Origin of the sequence: Methanospirillum hungatei JF-1 (assembly GCF_000013445.1) — an archaeon.
Taxonomy (GTDB): Archaea; Halobacteriota; Methanomicrobia; order Methanomicrobiales; family Methanospirillaceae; genus Methanospirillum; species Methanospirillum hungatei.
The window spans coordinates 417,481-437,107 of sequence record NC_007796.1; the positions used below are offsets into that span (position 1 = coordinate 417,481).

Genomic DNA, 19,627 nt, shown 5'->3' on the forward strand with positions numbered 1-19,627 from the left:
TAAAAAACCACTCACCCCATTTACCATCTGCGTTGTCGGTCTTGGCTATATCGGAACTCCCCTGGCTTGAGCCTTTGCAGAGCACCTTCCGACCATGGGCTTTGACATCGACCGGAGGAAGACTGAGCTGCTCACGGCATCAGGCTCGAATAATCTGGCCACGACTGATCCGAAGGCAATCCGGGAGGCGGATATCATCATGATCTGTGTCCCGACGTCGGTGATGAAAGCGAAAGATCCGGATCTTGGCCCGGTCATGGGTGCTGCACGAACGGTGGGGCAGAACCTGAAAGAGGGAGCAATCGTTGTTATGGAGTCCACGGTCTATCCTGGTGTGACTGAAGAGGTCGTCGTGCCAATCCTTGAGCAGGAGTTCGGGAAGAAATGCGGAGAGGATTTCTTTGTCGGGTACTCCCCGGAGCGGATCAACCCGAATGACGATGAGCATACTCTGGAGCGAACGACAAAGATCGTATCCGGCATGGATGAAAAGACTACAGATAAGAACTGCCAGGTATACGGATTGGTGACGACAGTGTACCGTGCTCCTGTTATCCGGACCGCTGAAGCGGCCAAGTTCATCGAGAATATCCAGCGTGACCTGAACATTGTTCTTGTCAACGAGTTATCCCTGATATTCTCCCGCATGGGTCTTGATACGACGGCGGTCCTAGAGGCTGCCGGGACAAAATGGAACTTTCACCCGTACCGGCCGGGACTTTTCGGCGGGCATTGTATCGCGGTTGTTCTCTGTTCATGATTATTGTAAGAAAGTTGAAAGATACAAGAAATTAAATCACTCATCTGGAAATTACCTTTATTTTATACGTTTACACATATGATATGTAATCCATTGTGTGAATAGGTGTGTGGATGGCAACAAACCTTGCAGTCGACGATAATCTCATCTCCGAAGCCCTGGTAATTGGTGGATGTAACACCAAGAAAGCAGCAGTTACTGAAGCTCTCATAGAATACATCCAAAGAAGAAAACAGATCCAGATTACATCATTGTTCGGAACAATTGATTATGATTCAGATTATGATTATAAGAAAAATAGGTCTAGAACGTGAAAATTCTTGTAGATACATCTGTCTGGTCATTAGCCCTGAGAAGGTCTGGTGTTAGAACGCCAGAAGAAGCAAATCTCGTTCATTCATTGATTGAACTAATAGATGAAACCCGAATACTGATGATTGGACCAATCAGACAGGAATTATTATCTGGAATCTCTTCAAATAAACAATTCGAAGAATTGAAAGAAAAACTCCAGGCTTTTCGAGATCTTCCTCTTATAAGCTCTGATTATGAGAAGGCAGCAGAGTGCTATAATATTTGTCGTTCTGCAGGGATCCAGGGGTCACACATCGATTTTCTCATCTGTGCACTAGCAGAAAGAGAGAATGCACCCATTTTTACGACAGATAATGACTTCTTTCATTATGCAAAACATCTTGATATCACTCTTTTTTCACCAAAAAAAATAAATTCGCAGTTTAACATCCAAAAAAGAGTTACTTTTTCCATGAAAATCATATCAATCGTCGGTGCCAGGCCAGAGTTTATTAAATGTGCCCCGGTATCCAGGGAGCTTCGAAAAAACCACCGGGAGGTATTAGTCCATACCGGACAGCATTATGACCCGGAGATGTCTGACATCTTCTTCGAGGAACTTGAGATACCAAAACCAGATTACCATCTCGGGGTTGGTTCATGACCACATGGGAAGCAGACCGGTGAATGCCTCGCGAAGATCGAAGAAGTCCTGATCAAGGAGCAGCCGGTTCTTGTCCTAGTGTATGGTGATACCAACTCGACTCTGGCCGGTCGATTAATGACTCGATGGCGGGTCATGTGGCACGGATGGCTATCATGGGCCTGAATGATGTCGGAAAGGTGATCCGGGGGTCGAATGTCCTGATTATGGGGCATCTACAAGGAGGATGTGCCTAACATTCGGGAGTCGCCGGTCTTTGAGATCGTCAGGGAGGGAATTGATAGTGTATACGATTGAAGAGTATGGGTATAACCCTCTGCTTTCCGATGAGATGATTGAGCAGTTCGGGGTGAAAGGGTTACCCGGGCTGGACCTGAAGATGGATGCGGTGATAATGGCGGTGGGTCACCGACAATTCCGGGAGATGGGGTCAGTGAGATTCGTGGTCTGATGAATGACCATCCGGTGCTTGTGGATATAATGGATTGTGGGCCAGGGAGAAGCGGAAGGGAGAGGGATTTGGTATGGGAAATTTTGAATTAATCTGCATAAACCAAAAATATCTCAACTCAAATATGGAGGGAAAACAAAGATTATAGATATTTTGTTATTTGCTCAATGCTCAAATCTGCTTCTTTCATGATCTGATGAATGATACCCGGGCGTAATTCCCTATGCTGGGGGATAACAATTCTGAAGATTGAACCCTGTTTTTTCATGATGCAATGACTACCGGTTTGTCTTACCGGGGTCCATCCAAATCGGGTTAGAATTTTTACCATTTCGAATCCAGAAATCACTGGTAGACGTGTCATATAGATACTTCTACAATTTGAGATTGGCTATTGGTGGGTGATATGGTTGATTCCTCAGATAATACATCCATATATAACTGAATTGCATCTTTGACATTTTCAATTACTTCATCAAATGAGTCACCCTGCGTATGACATCCAGGTAGAGCAGGGACATGAGCGATATAGCCCCCATCAGGCTCTTGGATTAATTCAACTTTAAATTTTAAAGTCATATTATTACGTGTTAGGCATGAATTTATATCAAATTTATCTCATTTTTCATCAATGATATGGATGGTCTGCGGAAAGGATTTCTTTGTCGGGTACTCCCCGGAGCGGATCAACCCGAATGACGATGAGCATACTCTGGAGCGAACGACAAAGATCGTATCCGGCATGGATGAAAAGACTACAGATACGAACTGCCAGGTATACGGATTGGTGACGACAGTGTACCGTGCTCCTGATATCAGGACCGCTGAAGCGGCCAAGGTCATCGAGAATATCCAGCGTGACCTGAACATTGCTCTTGTCAACGAGTTATCCCTGATATTCTCCCGCATGGGTCTTGATACGACGGCGGTCCTAGAGGCTGCCGGGACAAAATGGAACGTTCACCCGTACCGGCCCGGACTTGTAGGCGGGCATTGTATCGCGGTTGTTCTCTGTTCATGATTATTGTAAGAAAGTTGAAAGATACAAGAAATTAAATCACTCATCTGGAAATTACCTTTATTTTATACGTTTACACATATGATATGTAATCCATTGTGTGAAAAGGTGTGCGGATGGCAACAAACCTTGCAGTCGACGATAATCTCATCTCCGAAGCCCTGGTAATTGGTGGATGTAACACCAAGAAAGCAGCAGAGTTCTATAACATTTGTCCATCTGCAGGAACCCTTGGTTCAACCATCGATTTTCTCATCTGTGCATTAGCAGAAAGAGAGAATGAAATAAATATTACCCCCAGATAGTGACAGATTTACCTATAAGAATCATATTATCTGTGAATAAGATAATTAAAATAAATTATCAAGAGGGAGCCATCATGAAGGTTAAGGATCTGGTTTTGGATGAAATTAAAGACATGTCAGTTTCAGAATATCTGTCTGTGTATCAGTATATTCATGCGATTAAAGCAATTCGCCCGAAACCAAGTAATAAAAAAAGGGAACATGCATTTGAAGAAGTCTGTTCTGCTCTGAGTAGCCTTACGGGAAACCTGTCAGATGACATTATCCTGGCTAGAGATGACCGAGTGTGAATCTGTTTTTGACACCTCTGCCCTCGTAAAAATCTTCCATAATGAGGAAGGGTCAGAGAGAACTCGTGAATTAATTTTAAATGCACAAAATAATCTCTATATACTGGATATTGCGCAAATTGAATACTTTAGTGCAATATTTCGACGATATCGTAATCATGAGTTGTCAAAAAAATCATTAAATATAGCCATATCAGGATTTGAAAAAGAAATGTCTCATTATTGTATTGAGCCAACAACACCCCTGGTGATTAAAGAAGCCCAAAAACTCATATTTTCGTATGGAGATAAATTTGGCCTTCGAACCCTTGATTCACTTCATCTGGCAGCATTTTCATTGATTTCAAATGATGATTGGATTTTTGTTTGTTGTGATTCTATACTTTCATGTGTTGCAGAAGAATATCCATTTACCGTACCGTTAATCTGAATAATCCAGAAAAGTATTCCAAATCAATTCATGAAGATCATATCAATCGTCGGTGCCAGACCCCAGTTCATCAAATGTGCCTCGGTATCCAGGGAGCTTCGAAAAACCCACCAGGAAGTTTTGATCCATACCGGACAGCATTACGACCCGGAGATGTCTGACGTCTTCTTCGAGGAACTTGAGATCCCAAAACCTGATTATCATCTCGGGGTTGGATCAGGACCACATGGGAAGCAGACCGGGGAATGTCTCGCGAAGATCGAAGAGGTCCTGATCAAGGAGCAGCCGGATCTTGTCCTCGTGTATGGTGATACCAACTCGACCCTTGCCGGAGGGCTGGCTGCGGCAAAACTCCATATTCCGGTTGCCCACGTGGAGGCAGGGCTTCGAAGTTTTGATAGGACAATGCCGGAAGAGATCAACCGGGTCCTGGTCGATCATCTGTCTGACCTGCTCTTCTGTCCCACCCAGACTGCAGTGGATAATCTTCGAAGCGAAGGGATAACAAAGGGGGTGTTCCTGACCGGCGATGTGATGGTAGATGCTCTTGAATATAATAAGGAGATCGCAAGGGAACGATCAAAGATTCTGGAAAAGTATTCGCTCACTCCCGGCAAGTATCTGATCCTGACTGTTCACCGTCCGTCAAATACTGATAACCCTGATCACATGGAACATATTATCGGGGCCATTGGTGATTGTGGTTTGCTGACGTTATTTCCTGTTCATCCCCGGACCAGGAAAAATCTTATCTCGTTTGAGTTGTGGGATAGCATGCCGGGGAATATCATACCCTGTGTTCCTCTTGGATACCTTGATATGCTTGCGGCAATGGGTTCAGCCGGGAAGATCCTGACCGATTCAGGCGGAGTTCAGAAAGAGGCGTACCTGCTCTCGGTCCCGTGTATTACTTTGCGTGAGAATACCGAGTGGGTGGAGACAGTAGAGGCAGGGTGGAATGTATTGGTTGGGGCTGATAGGGAGAAGATTGGAGCGATGGTAAGAGAGTTTCTGCCTTCCGGTGGGCATCCGGACTTGTTTGGGAGTGGTGCATCGGGGAGTATTGGTGAACTGGTCGGGGAGTATATGAATGGGGTTTGAATTCCTTAAATCCGAACGCCCTGACCTGTGGGACCGGTTTACCCGACGGGAAGAGTACGAAAATCCTATACGAGATATGTATGGGAGGTTTCCATACTGGGCAAGTAGGGAACGGGATATCTTTAGGCCCTCAGTTTCGGAATATTTGTTTGAACAAGGATTAGTTAATCCGGAGTATCCGGATGGATGTGAGTTTGCGGTTTGGGTGACCCATGATATTGATATTATATATGGATCTCCATATACAAAATTGATAGCAGGATGCCTTGCAATAAAACAGGGTGATACGAAAACAGCAAAACAAGAAATTTTATCACTCCACACGAAAAAAAAGCCATATTTCAATTTTGATGAGATTCTATCATTAGAGGAGAAATATGGTGTGAAATCTACCTGGTTTTTTCAGGCGCTAAATCCAGGTGAGCCGGAATTCAGGTATTTTTTATCTGATATTGAGTGTGTATTTGGGGATATTCTTGAAGCTGGAGGAGAAATAGGTCTTCATGGAGGGTTTGAAGCCCCATATAATCTGGATAAACTCTTACTTGAGAAAAGCCGGCTTGAAAAGATACTGGGTCAAAAAGTAGCAGGCTACCGGAATCATTTCCTCAAATTTCAAATGCCGGACACGTTGGAACTGCTTGCACAAGCAGGTTTTTCTTATGATTCAACGCTTGGTTATGCAGATTGTATCGGGTTTAGAACTGGCATGTGTCATCCTTACAAACCGGTGAATTTGAATACCGGTAAAGAGATCAATATTATTGAATTACCACTCCATATTATGGAAGGGAGTATGTTCCATCATTATATGCGACTTAATTTTGATATGGGATGGAAACTAGTCCAACAGATTATTGAAAGAGTTCAAGGATGTCAGGGAATATTGGTAATTAATTGGCATAATACCAGTTATCGGGAATGGAGTGTTGAGAGAAAACTTCTTGAGAAGATACTTGGATATTGTCAGGAAAAGGATGCCTGGATGAGAACGAATATTGATGCTCATCAAAAATGATGGATTGGATGAGTTTTGCAATCAAAAATAAAGATATTAGTTACCGATGCTGGCTATAAGCATACACTAGGAATTGTGAGAAGTTTAGGGCAATCTGGATATTATGTTATTGCAATGGATCCGAATAAAAGATCACAATCATTTTTTTCTAAATACTGTAAAGAGAAACTCATTTCCCCTGACCCAAAAAATGAAGCTGATTTTATTCATTTTTTGAAAAATTATTTGATGAATAACAAAATTGACGTATTATTACCTGTTGGTTATAATTCAACAATAACAATATCTAATAATAGAAGTGAATTATTGCCATATGTAAAAATCCCCATCGCAGAAAAAAAGGCTATTGATATCGCATCTGATAAAAGAAAAACCTTACAATTAGCAAAAAATCTACAAGTATTAATTCCAAAAGAATACAATTCAATTGAGAAAATTGGTAGATATCCTGTTGTTTTAAAAGGAATATATGAATCTGGACAGATAAAATATATTAATTCTAAAGAAGAAGCAGAAAAAATAGATTTGGCAACTAACGTCATTCAGGAATATATCCCTGGTGAAGGATACGGATTTTATGCATTATTTAATAGAGGCAATGTGAGAGCCTTTTGTATGCATCAAAGAATTCGAGAATATCCAATTACTGGCGGTTCTAGTACTTGTGCTAAAAGTGTTTATTGTGATGAATTGAAAAGAATTGGACTTAAAATTTTAAAAGAACTCCATTGGCATGGGGTTGCCATGGTTGAATTTAAGAAAAAAACATGTAATGGAAATTATGTGCTAATGGAAATTAATCCGAAATTTTGGGGTTCATTAGATCTTTCTATTGCCTCAAAAGTGAATTTTCCAAAATTACTAGTTGAGATGTCTATCGAAGGGGATGTCGAACCTATCAACCAGTATGATATTGATATTAAGTATCAGTGGCCATTTCCTGATGAAATACTTCACTTATGTGCAAATCCATATTCAATACTTGAGATAATTTCTGATTTTTTTGACAAACGAGCATATTGCAATATAATAATTAGAGATCCTCTTCCAACCTTAATTCAAATGATAGATACTTTTTTTATTTTAAGTTCAAGGATATTAAATCGGAAAATAAAGTTTCCACATGGAAAACCAACGAAAAATTATGATTGCTGATCTTCATATTCATTCAAAATATTCATTTGATTCATTTCTTTCTCCAAAAAACATTATAAAAGAAGCGAAAAAACATAAAATAGATGTTATTGCCATCACTGATCATAATACAATTCGTGGAGGACTTGAAACTCTAAGAATAAATCTTGATTCAAAAATCTCCGTGATTGTTGGAAGTGAAATCCATACAGAAATTGGTGATATTATTGGATTATATTTAAACGAAGAGATAAAGTCTAGACTATCTTTAGATGTAATCGATGAGATAAAATCTCAAGGAGGAATAGTTGTCTTACCACATCCCTTTAGGGGTCATAATCTGAATGAAAAATTAATTAATCAATGTGATGCAATTGAAATCTTTAATAGTAGATCTTCAGAAATTGAAAATCAATTATCATTAGAATTGGCCAAACAGTTTAATAAGCCTTTTACAGCAGGGAGTGATGCTCATCTTGCATGTGAAATTGGATTAGTAAAGGTTGTTCTAAAAATGGATGAATTAACTGAGAGAATATCATTTTCATCCTTAAATGAAGATTTAATTGGTACTTACTCTTCGAAATGTCTAAAACACTGTAGTCAATTGATCAAATCATTAAAAACGAAAAATTTAAAAAAAATTCCTTATGATTTCTTTAATGCATCATATAGTATTATCAATCGCAATTAATGAAATTTTTCTTCCTTGCAAGAATTCTTATTACGGGCAGATCTAACCGAGTGTACCTTTTTTTATAGTAATTTTTGAGACTCATTGTTAGATAATTAATAATAAAAATTACATCAGATTTACATATATTTTTTACATTAAACTCTCCCTGGTTAAACATTTTTTTTCTACCATTAAAAAACTCCATCCATAATACAATGTTTTCAATTCGTGAGTCCCAGAAATGGGAGTTTCCATCCTTTTCTAACAATAAAACATCATAATTGTTTTTCTCTAATAATAAACGAAGACTCGTTTCTGAAAAAGACCAAAAATGTTGACCCATAGAACTAGAGGGAAATGTATCAATTTTTAACACGTATCCTTCATAATCAGCATCTGGAACCTCTAAAAAGAGAAAATGATTTTTAAAATTTTGTTGAAATGTTTTAATTATTTCACACGGAGATTGAAGATGCTCTAGAACATGTATGAGAGAAATAAAATTTATTTCAGGGTTTTGACTAACAATCTCTAGAACAATATCTTCACATAAAAATCCCTTTTTTAAGTTTACATGTAAAAATTCTTTTCCCCATTGAATTGAAACAGAATCTGGATCATACCCTACTCCTGAGTTGATAAAACCTGATTTTTGTAAAAACGATAAAACCCAGCCTCTTCCTGCTCCAAATTCAAGATAATTAATTGAATCAGGTATTTTCAAATTTTTTTTCAATCCATCAATAATAAACAAGGATTGGATTTCTGCCATCTTCTTCTCAATGTCATCAGCATGTCGAAAATATCGTGAAGAATAGTATTTAGCTACTGAATTCGCATTAGGTAAAGGATACCGAAAAAACAATCCACAATTTTTACAATGGTAAGTTGATGATTCAACTAAATTTAAAAGTTTTAGTGAATTGAGGGTGTTGCACCAATGATCAATATCATGCAGGATCACAAATGATCGATCTCTACCCCTTAAGCTATCAACCAAAATAGACTAATTGATGTATGAACCTGCATGTATCAATTCCCACTTTACATACTGTGTTTGCAAAAATATAGGAAAAACCTGAACCTCTTGACGGTTTTATAATATTCGTAGCAAATTCTTTAATTTTAACTATACCCTCAAATCTGATAAGTTTTTTTATATTATGCACTAATGCAGCTAAAAAGAATTCTCCCTCGCAATTCTCTTTCCCTTTTTGAGAGAAACTCCTAAACCTCATATTATGTTTCATATTACCAAAAACTGGTTCGACCATGTATTTTCGTTTTCGATATAACTCTCTACCAGTGGGGGATTTCACACGTACTTCCATAACTCGTTTACAAATTTCCTGAGTTGTTGCTTGTTTCTCTCTGTTCATAAAAGATTGCCAAACAAACGTCCCGATACTTTGCAATTCCGGAAATGTGATTATTTCTCCCATACAAATCGCCCGACATATCATTTCCATTCGTGAGATATACCCATCATTATCTGAATATTCTGGAATTTTTCTTTCTTTAGAAGGAGGGATGATGAGTTGAATGCCATAATCCAATTCTGCTAAAGAATTCGGGTATGAGAAATAACCTGCATCAGATAGTAGTATATTAGGCGAAATTGATGGATGAATACCCGTAAAAAGGTCTTCGAGTTCATTTAGCATAGGTATTAATAATTTTTTATCGTTTTGCTCATCTGATATCATTGCAGCGAGGATAAATTGATTTTCAGAAACGATAATCTGCCCATTATACCCTTGAATCCAGCCATTGGTGGTTGACATTATCTGACTTTCAGGATCAGTGAGATTTACTTTTGAATCTGAAGATGGCTCTTTTTTAGGCTCTAAAGGCTTTCTACCTCGTTTCTTTTTACCCGATTCTAATTCTTCTTTTTCGCGGTCCAGAATCTTTTCTTCTTGTTTTTTAGATTCGATATCATGTCGTTCAATTAATTTCTCTTTAGCCCGATTAAGAACTTCCTTTCGTTTTTCTTTTGTTGAAAGATGCTCAGGTAGTCGGTTAATCTCCATATCCTGAATATTTATATCATCGTTTTCTAACTCATCAATTTCCTGTGATTCATCAAAAAGCCGACCTAGCTCTGCTTCAAGGTATTTTAATTTTTTATTGGCTGATAAAGAGGCATTACAGCCAAATTTTGATCCATCGAGGGCTAGGACACCGATTCTTGCTATCCCGGATTCTACGATAATTTGAGATAATTGTTTAAAAAGGGATTTGATTTCTTTTGAATTATTCTTCTTGAAACGATAGATCGTTGTATGGTCAGGTGTAAGATTATTGGCGACGATCCGATATCCAATATCATAATGGCAGCACATCTCAATTTTTCTGCTAGATTTTTCTCCACGAATCATTGAATAAATTATTATTCCAAGCATTGAACGAGGATCAAAAAAGGCAGAACCGCGACCATCGTCACGATATTTATTAATAAATGGACTAATATCGAGAATCGAAAGAATTTCTAATATGCCATAAGTAATATCATTTTCAGATAGCCAGTCCATCGCATTGACAGGGAGTAAAAATTGTTGTTCATTACCATATCCTCTAATCATGTTATAGCGATGAGACATATAATATATTGATCTTAATAATATATATAATTAAGCTTTAATAATTTATATTAAGCTTTTTTTGTGTTTGTGCAACAGCCTCAATTAATATAGAAAACTTTTTTAGAGCATATTGGACAATGCATAATTTCCACGTATTCCTTATTATTTCGAACTGAAAAGGTTTTTTAAGATTTTAAAGTAAAATTTATGAATATTTGTTGTAACCATAGATATTTTCTCCTTAAATTATATGCCGTTTTTAATTCTGAATATAATCATCAACCTTACCTTTTACATTTTGGGTGAATTTCTCGATTACATATAATACTATAAAAATGAGAACAAAATACATCATAATCATGATTATTGAATAAATAAATAATGTCATTAATACTGGACAATTAAATACGTAACAAAAATAAAAACCAAAATAAACCCCTCCAGTTCGAATAATATCCCATATTAAATTCCAATGATTATTACCATAAATTGAAAGAATCGATGTTGGTGAAACTACAAAACCAACTATCACCATCGCCCCCAGCGTCCAACAATACCAACCGGCTTCCTTCCAAACATGTCCAAAAATTACCGAAATAAAAACCGGAGCAAACAAGGTTGGAAGACCAATTAGAGGCAATCCTATGAGCGAAAGGTGCTTTAGTGTTTTCAAATAAAAATTCCTTAATTCTTTTGAACCATCTCTTACCATTTTTGACGCTTCACCAAGATAAGCCTGACCCATTGATTGCGAAATAAAACTACCAGGGAGAATTAATAGCATATTAGCAAGTGAATAAAAACCCACAATTTGAGAATCATATAGCCAAAGTAACATTAGAGGTGGGAGTTGAAGGGATATTGTATTCATAATAGATGCTGGAAAATGAAAAATGGGAAAATTTTTGTAGGTTTTAGCAATAATCTTCAACGAATTGATTGATATAGAATTATAAATATTTTGTTTTTTATACCAAATACTCCTCACTAGAGTCCCAATCCCAGCAGTTTGGGAGATAATATGCCCGATGATAAGACCTATTGGACCGAAAGAAAAAAGACCTAGAAATATTTTACAGACTGCACCTCCAATACCTTGGTTAATCTTTGTATATGTAATTATTCGATAATCCTGGTTTCGTATGGTATAATAGTTAAAAATACTATATAGCCCAAGTCCAAAGAACCCAAAAAGAAGAAACCAAAGATATTCTGAAATACTATATAAGTTAAAGGTATCAATAAAATAATCATCAGCTATTACAAGAATAAAAGCAAAAATGGCCGTTGTACAACACAGAAGAACCAAACACAAACCCAAAAGATTCGCAGCATCTTCATCGCGTTTTGGTAGCCCTAAGGCAAATTCATATCTTAATGAAGCACCTATCCCAGTTATTGCCAATATTGATGAATAAACTGCAAGGATTCCAAGGTCAGAAGGCGTATAAAGACGTGTTATGATTGGCATCGAAATAATCCCAATCAATTGGGTAACTGCTGTCCCACTGCCAAGGATAAACACTCCTTTGTAGAGAGGATTGTTTTGAATGAATTCTAATATTTGAAAAGTAAATGGTAACTTCTTAAGAGATGAAATTATGATTGAAACAAACCCCATTATACATTTCTGCTTATGATTGACTTTCATTCACGATGATTTATAATGTCTTTTGCTTATTTAGCCTTTGTCCAAATCTAGTTTTTATAATCCAATTTCAAGTTTTTTTGTAGATATATGTGGTGTTGTCAAGTGCTGAACAATAATCACCAAATCTTAAAGATATTTTTCCTACCTCCGTAATTTCTCATTATGTAATTTCGATATGTTATCGAATAATCAATTTTAATGAGTATACCAATTTTTTAGTGAATTTGAATCAAAACTAATATTTAAGCAGTCAATACTAATCATTCAATTTTTTCGGTTAAATAATTAAGTAATACAGTAAACTTCCTCGCCATCTCGACGTGGCTGTACTTCATGATCTCCTTCTCAATTCCGTGATACTGGACCGCCCCCAATTCCTTGTATTCCCGGTATGCCTGGATCAGGTAATTGCGAAGTTCGTCCTCTGTTGCGCAGTGGACTCCTGCCTTTGTCTGGTCCAGCAGTTCTTTCACAACGCCTCCGTCTGTGTAGCCGAGGGAGAGGATTGGGCGGCGGGCGGCGAAAAAAATAACTATGCGCTCGAGGAGGGATCTTCTATTAATGATTCAAGGAATCCCTTTAATTTCTTCATTTTTATTGACCAATCTAAATTCTCTTCTGCATATTTCCTCATTTTTTTTGGGTGATCAGGGTCTGAACATATTTTTTGTGCAAAATCTATTACCGGATCAATGTCAATCGGCGATTCATCTGGGGGGACTCTCAAGATATAAGGAAAATCATCTGGAAAATCTGGATCTTTACATGCAATAATCCACGGAATTCCACGGGCACAATATTCTCGGACTTTGAGGGTTGAAGACTCAGATAATCCAATTCTATGAAGACCGAGACTTCCCACAGCAATATGGCAGGTGTCGAAAAGAGAGTCAAGTTCAGTACCTGATTTGAAACCGTGAAAGATAACCTGTTTTGATAAGTGTAAATTATCAACTAGTTTTTTGAGATTGGGAATTTCTTTGCCATTGCCCACAATGTGTAGGCAAATTAAATGGTTATTTTTATATTCATAGATTCCCCGGATTATGCGATCGATTCCATGCCATCGACTGACATTTGCAACAAAGAGGAGATATAGAATTTTTCCTTTTTGATCATGGTTTCGTAGAGGACATAAACTAACATTAATACCATTCCAGTAGTCAAAAATTAGACATATTTTGGTAATTTTTACTAAAGATATCTCGCATAAAAAAACGGGTTGCTCAATTACGTTAATTGAATATAAGTTAAGAGGGTGTTGCACAACTCAGATCCCCCCATAATTTTTCAACTAAGGTCAATCAAAAGTACTTTACCTTAGTACGTCCAACATATACTCAATGTATAATACGATAGGTCGGGATTTTGAACAACTTTACCTTCTCCCCGAGGATATTAGAGACTGGGTTCCGAGTGATGATTTCTGTCATATATTAGAGGCTGTTGCATAACCAAAATGTCATTTCCGCAAGAGGACAATTTCCATTCGATTGGAACTTAAATCGTCGAAAAAAATCTGGGTTTTTCCTCATTGTACTAACTGTTTGAAGTTATGCAACAGCCTCTAAAAAGAAATGAATTACAGAAAGGAGTAAATTGGCAATTTACAACTGCCGATGCACGGAGTAGATTGAAGCGACTTTACCCACATATTAAGGTGTCTTGAACCACTAGTACATCGAAGTCAGGTGTGTGCGCTAATCTATCAACGATAGCTACAGGCTTAGAAGTGTTCTCTAATTTTCTGCTTATTTAGCATTTATGATTCAACTTTTTTAAAGGTTGAGAATTAAGCTGAAAAATTTGATCAAATTGAAAACTCCCGCAATTTTCTTCTTTTTCATTGCAAAACCTTCCCAAGGTCGCGGTTGAACATGACATTTTAAAGTTCGTTAATCTTATAATGATTATGACTAATATTGTTTTAAAAAAATTTTTTTAAAAAGGGATATAAATGAATATTATAATTTTAGATATCCATCCATTAGAAGATGGTAGAATTCAGCGGCATATTAAATATTTATTAGAAAAAAAAATTAAAGTATATCGAATTCACTATAACTATACAGATAAAACTATAAAGACCGGCCCTTTTTCGCTCTTTGGGGAAGTGGGATATATACGGAATATTTTTTTATTTGGCAATAAAAAAATCAACACTTTTTTATTTCTAATACTGTGTCAAACTTTTCTTTTTTATAAAGACTGTATAAAAATATTAAAAAAAATATCCATAAATGAGAATGAAAAAATAATTATTCATATTCATGATCCTCAATTACTCCCTTTGGGTGAATATTTAAAAACAAGGTATTCACGAAATATTCAGTTAGTTTATGACAGGCATGAAATTTATGAGGTGTTAAATAATTATTTAGAATTAATATTTGGATTTCCAAACTTTTTTGAAAAGAGAATTAATAAAAAAGAAATTTCAGGTGTCGTCATTATTTCTGATCTTTATTATCAAAGTACAAAAAACATATTTCCATATTCAAATATTCTATCAATTTCAAATTTCCCGTCAATTAAGAATTATGATCTAGATAAAATAAAAGATAAATATGAAAAATTTAATGAGGATTCAATAATTAACATGGTATATATCGGTGGTTTATCCAAAAAAATTGACCGCGATATCGATCTTTTATTGGAGGTTTTTTTTAAGATATTAGAAACCTGTAATAATGTGAAGGTGATATTAGGTGGGAAGGATTTAGATCCATCATTATTACCAATGATTAACGATTTATCTCAAAAATATCCAAAACGATTTGAATATCTGGGGTACGTTCCTTATTCTATTACTAATGAAATAACTCAAAAAGCGCATATTGGCTTCAATTTTATAAAACCTGAATCTGAATATTGGGTGAAAATATCCTCCAATAAAATTAATGAATATTTGATATGTGGGACCATTCCAATCGTAAGGGCTGATGTTGAGAATTATATGGAAATACAGAATGTGGCAATTATTTTTGGAAGAAATGAAAGTAAAGAATTGATATTGAATACATTGTTAAAACTGGTTTCAAATCCTGAATTAATGAAATCTTATATGAAAGAAGGCCATAAAATTGGGATGAAAAATACTTGGGAGTCTATTGCTGATAGATATCTTTTATTATATGAATATGTAAGTAAGTAGGTATCCTTGCTTCATTTATCGGGTAAGTATTCTCTGATATATTTTAATTAATCTTTTCTCCATAATGTTCCAATTAAACGTTCTTTCAAATGCTCGTTTGCCATTTTTGCCGAGTTTTTCTTGAAAATGTTTATCATTTTTGATTTTTAATACTGCCTCTCGAATTGAGGGGATATCACCATACGGTACTACCAATCCACAGTTTTCTTCACTCACGATTTTTGCCATGGTTGTTCCACTATTTACTAAAATTGGTTTACCACACATCATTGCTTCAAATAATTTATTGGGGCTGGCATAGAAATTATTTGGAACCTTTGGATCGTAGAAAGCAAAAAGTAAATCTGCTTGAAAACTTTTTAAAATCACGGTATCATAGTTAATTTCTCCTAGAAATTGAACTCGGGAATTTGTTTTACAAATATTTAGTAATTCAGCAACTCGAGGACCATAACCAGCAATTTCAAAAAAAATATCTGTAATGTCACCACATGCTTTGATTATTGATGAAATATCTCTATCCAAAGATAGTCCTCCTGCAAAAAAAATTTTAAAATTTTCTGATTGGTTTGATGTACGTAACTTATCTGCCAGTTCCTTTGGTGGAGAATTGTATATTATAGATACATTTTTATAATTTCCCTGTTTTATTTGATGAATTCTCGATGAATCAACAAGAATAATTTCATCGACATGTTTCATGAAATAGCAATCGATTGATTCAACTATTTTCCGAATTGTTGGTGAAAATGCTATTTGATCGGAATAGAAATCAAAAATATCATATATGATCGGGCGAGATAAAAATTTTGAAATGATTAATGATGGAATTAAGCAATCTAAATCTGCAGCATGAACTACATCCCATTTTTCTTTTAGGAGCCATATTGAAACATATATCCACCATAAGGGAAGGAAAAAAAATATTTTGTACCCCAGTGGCGCATGTAACTGAAATCTATGAATATAATAATTTCTTCTGATTTCTTGAGCTTTTACCTTACTACCATATCTACCCCACCCTAGAATAACTACCTCATTGCCTGCATTAGATAGTGTTGTCGCTTCTTTTTCTAACCTTACATCTGGATTAATGGGATGAGATCGTACCATTATTATTTTCATGAGAAGATAAATCCGGATTTCATTTGTTTGATAAATATCCTAGGGAATAACAAATCAGATTATATTATTTATTACGTATAATAATATGTAATAATATTGTTACAATATAATTTATCAAATATATTTAACTTATTTGATTCTCCCGGAAGTATTTTAATAAAATTATATTGTCCCATATGTTCCCCAAATTGATGAAGGAAACCAGTTTTTATATTGAGTTTATTATAATCTAATAGAGACCTTGAAGGGATATCATTAATATTTATTTGGCCAGAATTTAACAATGGCAAGTTGGAGATTTGGTTATTATCTTTTGTGGTATAAATTGATTTCCACTCCTTGAAAACTATTTCTTGCTCTGTATCATATAATTTATAATATGATAAATGTTCATCGACAAAAGGACTAGTTTCAAAGCCCGCGATAGTTGATGAAAGTGAAAAGGAAGATAATAGGATAAGGATTACAGTTGCGGTAACAATTTTTCCTTTATCGGTTTTTATCCTTCCAAGAAAAAATAGCAATCCTTCTGCTGCTAAAAAAATTAGTGAAAAAATTTGCAATAATGGATATAGTCTATCAGGTAGGAGAGCTACCTGTTTAAAGCCGATTCCGAGGACAAGAAAAATGGATAAGACTAAAGAAATAGATATTATGAAAAGGTCTGGTATTGTTCTTCGTCGCAAAAAAATTAAAAATCCAGATACGGCCAAACCTAGTAAAATCGAAGATCCAATCGTATTGATAAAGATAGTTTTTATTGGGACTTGATCATATACAGTTGACTCTACCAGATTCATCGAAATATCCTGAAAAGATATATAGTAATTATTTATTATCTGGATAAGACTTCCAAAAAGATTTGAATAATACATCAATTGTAAGGAGAGTATCAATAAAAAGATCAAAAAAATAGGCCATAAAATTGCCTTCTGTTTGGATAATTTTTTTTTCACATAAATTTCCAAAAATGCTAATATGCCTAATAAAATTAAAATAATCATTGCAGAAAAATGATGGGTAAATATGATCAATATCGTTAATATTATAATGCAGGGTATATATCGCAAATTTGTGGACGAAAAATATAACAAAATTATTGATAATAACATCACCGAAAAAGAATAATTGTATGCTTGATGCTCTGGATGTGCTCCATACATCAAATAATAATCAAGACAGTTAAATAAAATTACCGTTATTAGCGCATAATTATTGTTCCAAAATGCCCTTGCGATTAAAAAAATAAATATTACTGTGGAACAAAGTAAAAAACCACCCAGAATTATGTATGTACTTTTTGGGTCTGAACCGCAGACCAATATATTAATTGCAGCGAAAATGTGATGGCAAGGGAAAAAATCGTATGTACCTGTAAATATGATTGGGTGAGGGATATAACCATTTTTTAGGATTGGAATGACAAATGCACTAAAATGTAAATCAAAATCAGGTAAAGCAATTCCTTTGGGAAAAATGATTTGATTACTTAATGAAATATTCAAAGATAAAAAAAAAGATTTTAAGACTAAAAAAATCCCTTTTACATGGGTATTAATAATTAGCGCTTCGATTATGAGGATTGCTGTGCATATTGATATTAGAACATAATAGAGTGGATTTTTGGTAGTGCCCTGTTAGCAAGCTGGTAATACTAAGTGCAAATAAAGTATTAAATTTTATGTACTAAAAATTAATATAAGTTTAGATATAATTATTTTCATGGTTGGAAAACGTGGTCCTATATTGATTACGTGTCAAAATCCGGATTGTACTTATTTTCAAATTGAAGATGGAAAGAATATTACTAAAAATGGGCATAATTCTGCAGGCAATCAACAGTACTATTGCCATCACTGTCGACGTTTTTTTATTGAAACTAAAAATACTCCTCTGTATGATTCTCGTTTACCACGAACTGCTGTTCTCATAATTGCGAAACACTCGACTGAAAAAACTTCAATTCGAGGAGTATCTCGAGTTACCGGACACCATCGCGACACTATATCTCGATATTATCACTTAATCGGTGAACATGCTGAAAAACTCAACGATTATTTTATTCATGACATTTCCGCGGGGGATTGTGAGATGGATGAAATTTGGGAGTTTGTTCAAAAAAAAACAAGAATCTCCTAACAACTGACTCTGAAGAATTAGGTGATTGTTGGTCCTATACTTGTTTTAAAAGGGATTCTGGATTATTTTTAGCATTTGAATCTGGAAAAAGAAATATTGATACTTGTGCAGATATGTTAGTTCGATTTTTTAACCGAATGGAACTTCCAACGCCAGAAAACAAAATATCGATTTTTACTGATGGAAACGTCCAATATAGCATTTGTTTACCTGAATTATATTGTGAGCCATGCTTGGATTATGGTCAGGTGATCAAAGTAAAAGAGAAGAATAAACTTGTTTATGTCATTCGAGAGAAAATTATGGGAAATCCAGATAGTAAAGCAATCTCTACCTCAGTCATTGAGGGCTACAATAATAAAATCAGACAACGATTGAGCCGTTTTGGAAGGAAAACTGCCTCTTTTTCAAAAAAACTCAATAGATTCATTTCAGCGCTAAATATCTTTCAATTTGTGCATAATTTTATCGAAGTAAAAAGTAGTCACAAGTCTCCAGCAATGTTAGAAAGTATTACTGATCATCTTTGGAATTGGAGTGAGTTTTTAAACTACCATGTTCAGTTCTAAAGGAGGCCAGTACCGGATTTTTTTCATAGAATCCATACATTAATGATAAGAAACTTAATCCGTAGAAAAAAGGGAAAAGAATTGATAGAATAATCAGAGTTTTGTTCCTTTTCTTAAATGATAATGGAAAAGAAAATTTTTGATATGGTGCATTTTTAAATAATATTTTAATAATAATTAAAAGAAAAAGAACCCCAATTATTGATAAGAGCATTAGTAAATAACTATAATATCCCTTTGAGTAAAAAAAGATGAATATGAGT

General features: G+C 35.4%; 21 protein-coding genes and 3 pseudogenes. 15 read left to right on the forward strand and 9 right to left on the reverse strand.

Annotation, left to right across the window (positions count from 1 at the left end; translation table 11 throughout):
* The first annotated feature begins 94 nt into the window (after positions 1-94).
* From MHUN_RS01920 to MHUN_RS18570, 5 genes and pseudogenes are all read left to right on the forward strand, one after another.
* On the forward strand, positions 95-760 hold the full coding sequence (locus MHUN_RS01920; RefSeq protein ID WP_052288789.1) for a nucleotide sugar dehydrogenase: 666 nt from the start codon (positions 95-97) through the stop codon (positions 758-760).
* Between the two features lie 113 nt (positions 761-873).
* Positions 874-1,074 (forward strand): type II toxin-antitoxin system VapB family antitoxin, encoded by a 201-nt coding sequence (locus tag MHUN_RS01925; protein ID WP_011447436.1) that lies wholly within the window; start codon positions 874-876, stop codon positions 1,072-1,074.
* Positions 1,071-1,391, forward strand: a pseudogene (locus MHUN_RS01930) (PIN domain-containing protein); the annotation flags it as partial. The gene MHUN_RS01925 and the pseudogene MHUN_RS01930, both read left to right, overlap by 4 nt.
* A 135-nt stretch (positions 1,392-1,526) precedes the next feature.
* A pseudogene (locus MHUN_RS18055) lies at positions 1,527-1,835 on the forward strand (UDP-N-acetylglucosamine 2-epimerase); the annotation flags it as partial.
* Positions 1,836-1,974: 139 nt separating this feature from the next.
* On the forward strand, positions 1,975-2,169 hold the full coding sequence (locus tag MHUN_RS18570) for a hypothetical protein (protein ID WP_143709315.1): 195 nt from the start codon (positions 1,975-1,977) through the stop codon (positions 2,167-2,169).
* Between the two features lie 142 nt (positions 2,170-2,311).
* Here the strand turns inward: MHUN_RS18570 and MHUN_RS19915 are convergent, their stop codons facing one another.
* Both MHUN_RS19915 and MHUN_RS01940 read right to left on the reverse strand, forming a co-directional pair.
* On the reverse strand, positions 2,312-2,533 hold the full coding sequence (locus MHUN_RS19915) for a type II toxin-antitoxin system HicA family toxin (RefSeq protein ID WP_011447437.1): 222 nt from the start codon (positions 2,531-2,533) through the stop codon (positions 2,312-2,314).
* The gene (locus MHUN_RS01940; RefSeq protein ID WP_011447438.1) at positions 2,530-2,748 is read right to left on the reverse strand and encodes a type II toxin-antitoxin system HicB family antitoxin; all 219 of its coding nucleotides are present in this window, start codon (positions 2,746-2,748) and stop codon (positions 2,530-2,532) included. Before MHUN_RS01940 ends, MHUN_RS19915 begins: the two co-directional genes overlap by 4 nt.
* Before the next feature lie 61 nt (positions 2,749-2,809).
* Here MHUN_RS01940 and MHUN_RS01945 point away from each other — a divergent pair.
* From MHUN_RS01945 to MHUN_RS01980, 8 genes and pseudogenes are all read left to right on the forward strand, one after another.
* Positions 2,810-3,175: pseudogene (locus tag MHUN_RS01945) on the forward strand (nucleotide sugar dehydrogenase); the annotation flags it as partial.
* Between the two features lie 128 nt (positions 3,176-3,303).
* Positions 3,304-3,492, forward strand: a complete 189-nt coding sequence (locus MHUN_RS18060; protein ID WP_083758375.1) for a type II toxin-antitoxin system VapB family antitoxin — start codon at positions 3,304-3,306, stop codon at positions 3,490-3,492.
* Positions 3,492-3,782 (forward strand): hypothetical protein, encoded by a 291-nt coding sequence (locus tag MHUN_RS01955; RefSeq protein WP_011447439.1) that lies wholly within the window; start codon positions 3,492-3,494, stop codon positions 3,780-3,782. Before MHUN_RS18060 ends, MHUN_RS01955 begins: the two co-directional genes overlap by 1 nt.
* Complete coding sequence (locus MHUN_RS17095) at positions 3,748-4,212, forward strand: type II toxin-antitoxin system VapC family toxin (RefSeq protein WP_143709317.1); 465 nt, start codon at positions 3,748-3,750, stop codon at positions 4,210-4,212. The genes MHUN_RS01955 and MHUN_RS17095 overlap by 35 nt, the downstream gene beginning before the upstream one ends.
* Before the next feature lie 30 nt (positions 4,213-4,242).
* A complete protein-coding gene (gene wecB, locus MHUN_RS01965; protein ID WP_011447441.1) occupies positions 4,243-5,313 on the forward strand; it encodes a non-hydrolyzing UDP-N-acetylglucosamine 2-epimerase in 1,071 nt (356 codons plus the stop codon).
* Complete coding sequence (locus tag MHUN_RS01970; protein ID WP_011447442.1) at positions 5,303-6,331, forward strand: polysaccharide deacetylase family protein; 1,029 nt, start codon at positions 5,303-5,305, stop codon at positions 6,329-6,331. The genes wecB and MHUN_RS01970 overlap by 11 nt, the downstream gene beginning before the upstream one ends.
* A gap of 15 nt (positions 6,332-6,346) precedes the next feature.
* On the forward strand, positions 6,347-7,486 hold the full coding sequence (locus MHUN_RS01975) for an ATP-grasp domain-containing protein (protein ID WP_143709318.1): 1,140 nt from the start codon (positions 6,347-6,349) through the stop codon (positions 7,484-7,486).
* Positions 7,476-8,159 carry a PHP domain-containing protein gene (locus tag MHUN_RS01980; protein ID WP_011447444.1) on the forward strand — a complete coding sequence of 228 codons (684 nt, stop codon included), beginning with the start codon at positions 7,476-7,478 and terminating at the stop codon, positions 8,157-8,159. Before MHUN_RS01975 ends, MHUN_RS01980 begins: the two co-directional genes overlap by 11 nt.
* On the opposite strand, the gene MHUN_RS01985 is transcribed toward MHUN_RS01980, so the two are convergent.
* From MHUN_RS01985 to MHUN_RS18065, 5 genes are all read right to left on the reverse strand, one after another.
* A complete protein-coding gene (locus tag MHUN_RS01985; RefSeq protein WP_048067202.1) occupies positions 8,146-8,913 on the reverse strand; it encodes a class I SAM-dependent methyltransferase in 768 nt (255 codons plus the stop codon). The two genes, MHUN_RS01980 and MHUN_RS01985, sit on opposite strands and share 14 nt — an antisense overlap.
* Before the next feature lie 220 nt (positions 8,914-9,133).
* Positions 9,134-10,744, reverse strand: a complete 1,611-nt coding sequence (locus MHUN_RS01990; RefSeq protein WP_011447087.1) for an IS1182-like element ISMhu2 family transposase — start codon at positions 10,742-10,744, stop codon at positions 9,134-9,136.
* A 241-nt stretch (positions 10,745-10,985) separates the two neighbouring features.
* The gene (locus MHUN_RS01995) at positions 10,986-12,377 is read right to left on the reverse strand and encodes a lipopolysaccharide biosynthesis protein (RefSeq protein ID WP_011447446.1); all 1,392 of its coding nucleotides are present in this window, start codon (positions 12,375-12,377) and stop codon (positions 10,986-10,988) included.
* A 260-nt stretch (positions 12,378-12,637) separates the two neighbouring features.
* The gene (locus MHUN_RS02000) at positions 12,638-12,850 is read right to left on the reverse strand and encodes a hypothetical protein (RefSeq protein WP_048067203.1); all 213 of its coding nucleotides are present in this window, start codon (positions 12,848-12,850) and stop codon (positions 12,638-12,640) included.
* 59 nt (positions 12,851-12,909) lie between these two features.
* Entirely contained in the window at positions 12,910-13,644 is a 735-nt protein-coding gene (locus MHUN_RS18065) for a glycosyltransferase (protein ID WP_011447447.1), read from the reverse strand.
* Positions 13,645-14,334: 690 nt separating this feature from the next.
* On the opposite strand from MHUN_RS18065, the gene MHUN_RS02010 reads away from it, so the two are divergent.
* Positions 14,335-15,531 (forward strand): glycosyltransferase family 4 protein, encoded by a 1,197-nt coding sequence (locus MHUN_RS02010; RefSeq protein ID WP_011447448.1) that lies wholly within the window; start codon positions 14,335-14,337, stop codon positions 15,529-15,531.
* Between the two features lie 15 nt (positions 15,532-15,546).
* Here the strand turns inward: MHUN_RS02010 and MHUN_RS02015 are convergent, their stop codons facing one another.
* Together MHUN_RS02015 and MHUN_RS02020 are read right to left on the reverse strand one after the other, a co-directional pair.
* Positions 15,547-16,656, reverse strand: a complete 1,110-nt coding sequence (locus MHUN_RS02015) for a glycosyltransferase family 4 protein (protein WP_011447449.1) — start codon at positions 16,654-16,656, stop codon at positions 15,547-15,549.
* Between the two features lie 71 nt (positions 16,657-16,727).
* On the reverse strand, positions 16,728-18,161 hold the full coding sequence (locus MHUN_RS02020; RefSeq protein ID WP_011447450.1) for a hypothetical protein: 1,434 nt from the start codon (positions 18,159-18,161) through the stop codon (positions 16,728-16,730).
* A gap of 217 nt (positions 18,162-18,378) precedes the next feature.
* On the opposite strand from MHUN_RS02020, the gene MHUN_RS18070 reads away from it, so the two are divergent.
* Positions 18,379-19,364 (forward strand): IS1-like element ISMhu11 family transposase gene (locus MHUN_RS18070; RefSeq protein WP_143709314.1). Its coding sequence is split into 2 segments (ribosomal slippage): positions 18,379-18,772 and positions 18,772-19,364, totalling 987 coding nucleotides; the frame shifts between segments, so codons are not numbered across the junction.
* Positions 19,365-19,627 lie beyond the last annotated feature (263 nt).

Bases quoted from the DNA above. Each gene is read 5' to 3' on its own strand.
- MHUN_RS01920 (WP_052288789.1), top strand. From the start codon at position 95: ATGGGCTTTGACATCGACCGGAGGAAGACTGAGCTGCTCACGGCATCA.
- MHUN_RS01925 (WP_011447436.1), top strand. From the start codon at position 874: ATGGCAACAAACCTTGCAGTCGACGATAATCTCATCTCCGAAGCCCTG.
- MHUN_RS19915 (WP_011447437.1), bottom strand. From the start codon at position 2,533: ATGACACGTCTACCAGTGATTTCTGGATTCGAAATGGTAAAAATTCTA.
- MHUN_RS01940 (WP_011447438.1), bottom strand. From the start codon at position 2,748: ATGACTTTAAAATTTAAAGTTGAATTAATCCAAGAGCCTGATGGGGGC.
- MHUN_RS18060 (WP_083758375.1), top strand. From the start codon at position 3,304: ATGGCAACAAACCTTGCAGTCGACGATAATCTCATCTCCGAAGCCCTG.
- MHUN_RS17095 (WP_143709317.1), top strand. From the start codon at position 3,748: ATGACATTATCCTGGCTAGAGATGACCGAGTGTGAATCTGTTTTTGAC.
- wecB (WP_011447441.1), top strand. From the start codon at position 4,243: ATGAAGATCATATCAATCGTCGGTGCCAGACCCCAGTTCATCAAATGT.
- MHUN_RS01970 (WP_011447442.1), top strand. From the start codon at position 5,303: ATGGGGTTTGAATTCCTTAAATCCGAACGCCCTGACCTGTGGGACCGG.
- MHUN_RS01980 (WP_011447444.1), top strand. From the start codon at position 7,476: ATGATTGCTGATCTTCATATTCATTCAAAATATTCATTTGATTCATTT.
- MHUN_RS01985 (WP_048067202.1), bottom strand. From the start codon at position 8,913: ATGGCAGAAATCCAATCCTTGTTTATTATTGATGGATTGAAAAAAAAT.
- MHUN_RS01990 (WP_011447087.1), bottom strand. From the start codon at position 10,744: ATGTCTCATCGCTATAACATGATTAGAGGATATGGTAATGAACAACAA.
- MHUN_RS01995 (WP_011447446.1), bottom strand. From the start codon at position 12,377: ATGAAAGTCAATCATAAGCAGAAATGTATAATGGGGTTTGTTTCAATC.
- MHUN_RS02010 (WP_011447448.1), top strand. From the start codon at position 14,335: ATGAATATTATAATTTTAGATATCCATCCATTAGAAGATGGTAGAATT.
- MHUN_RS02015 (WP_011447449.1), bottom strand. From the start codon at position 16,656: ATGAAAATAATAATGGTACGATCTCATCCCATTAATCCAGATGTAAGG.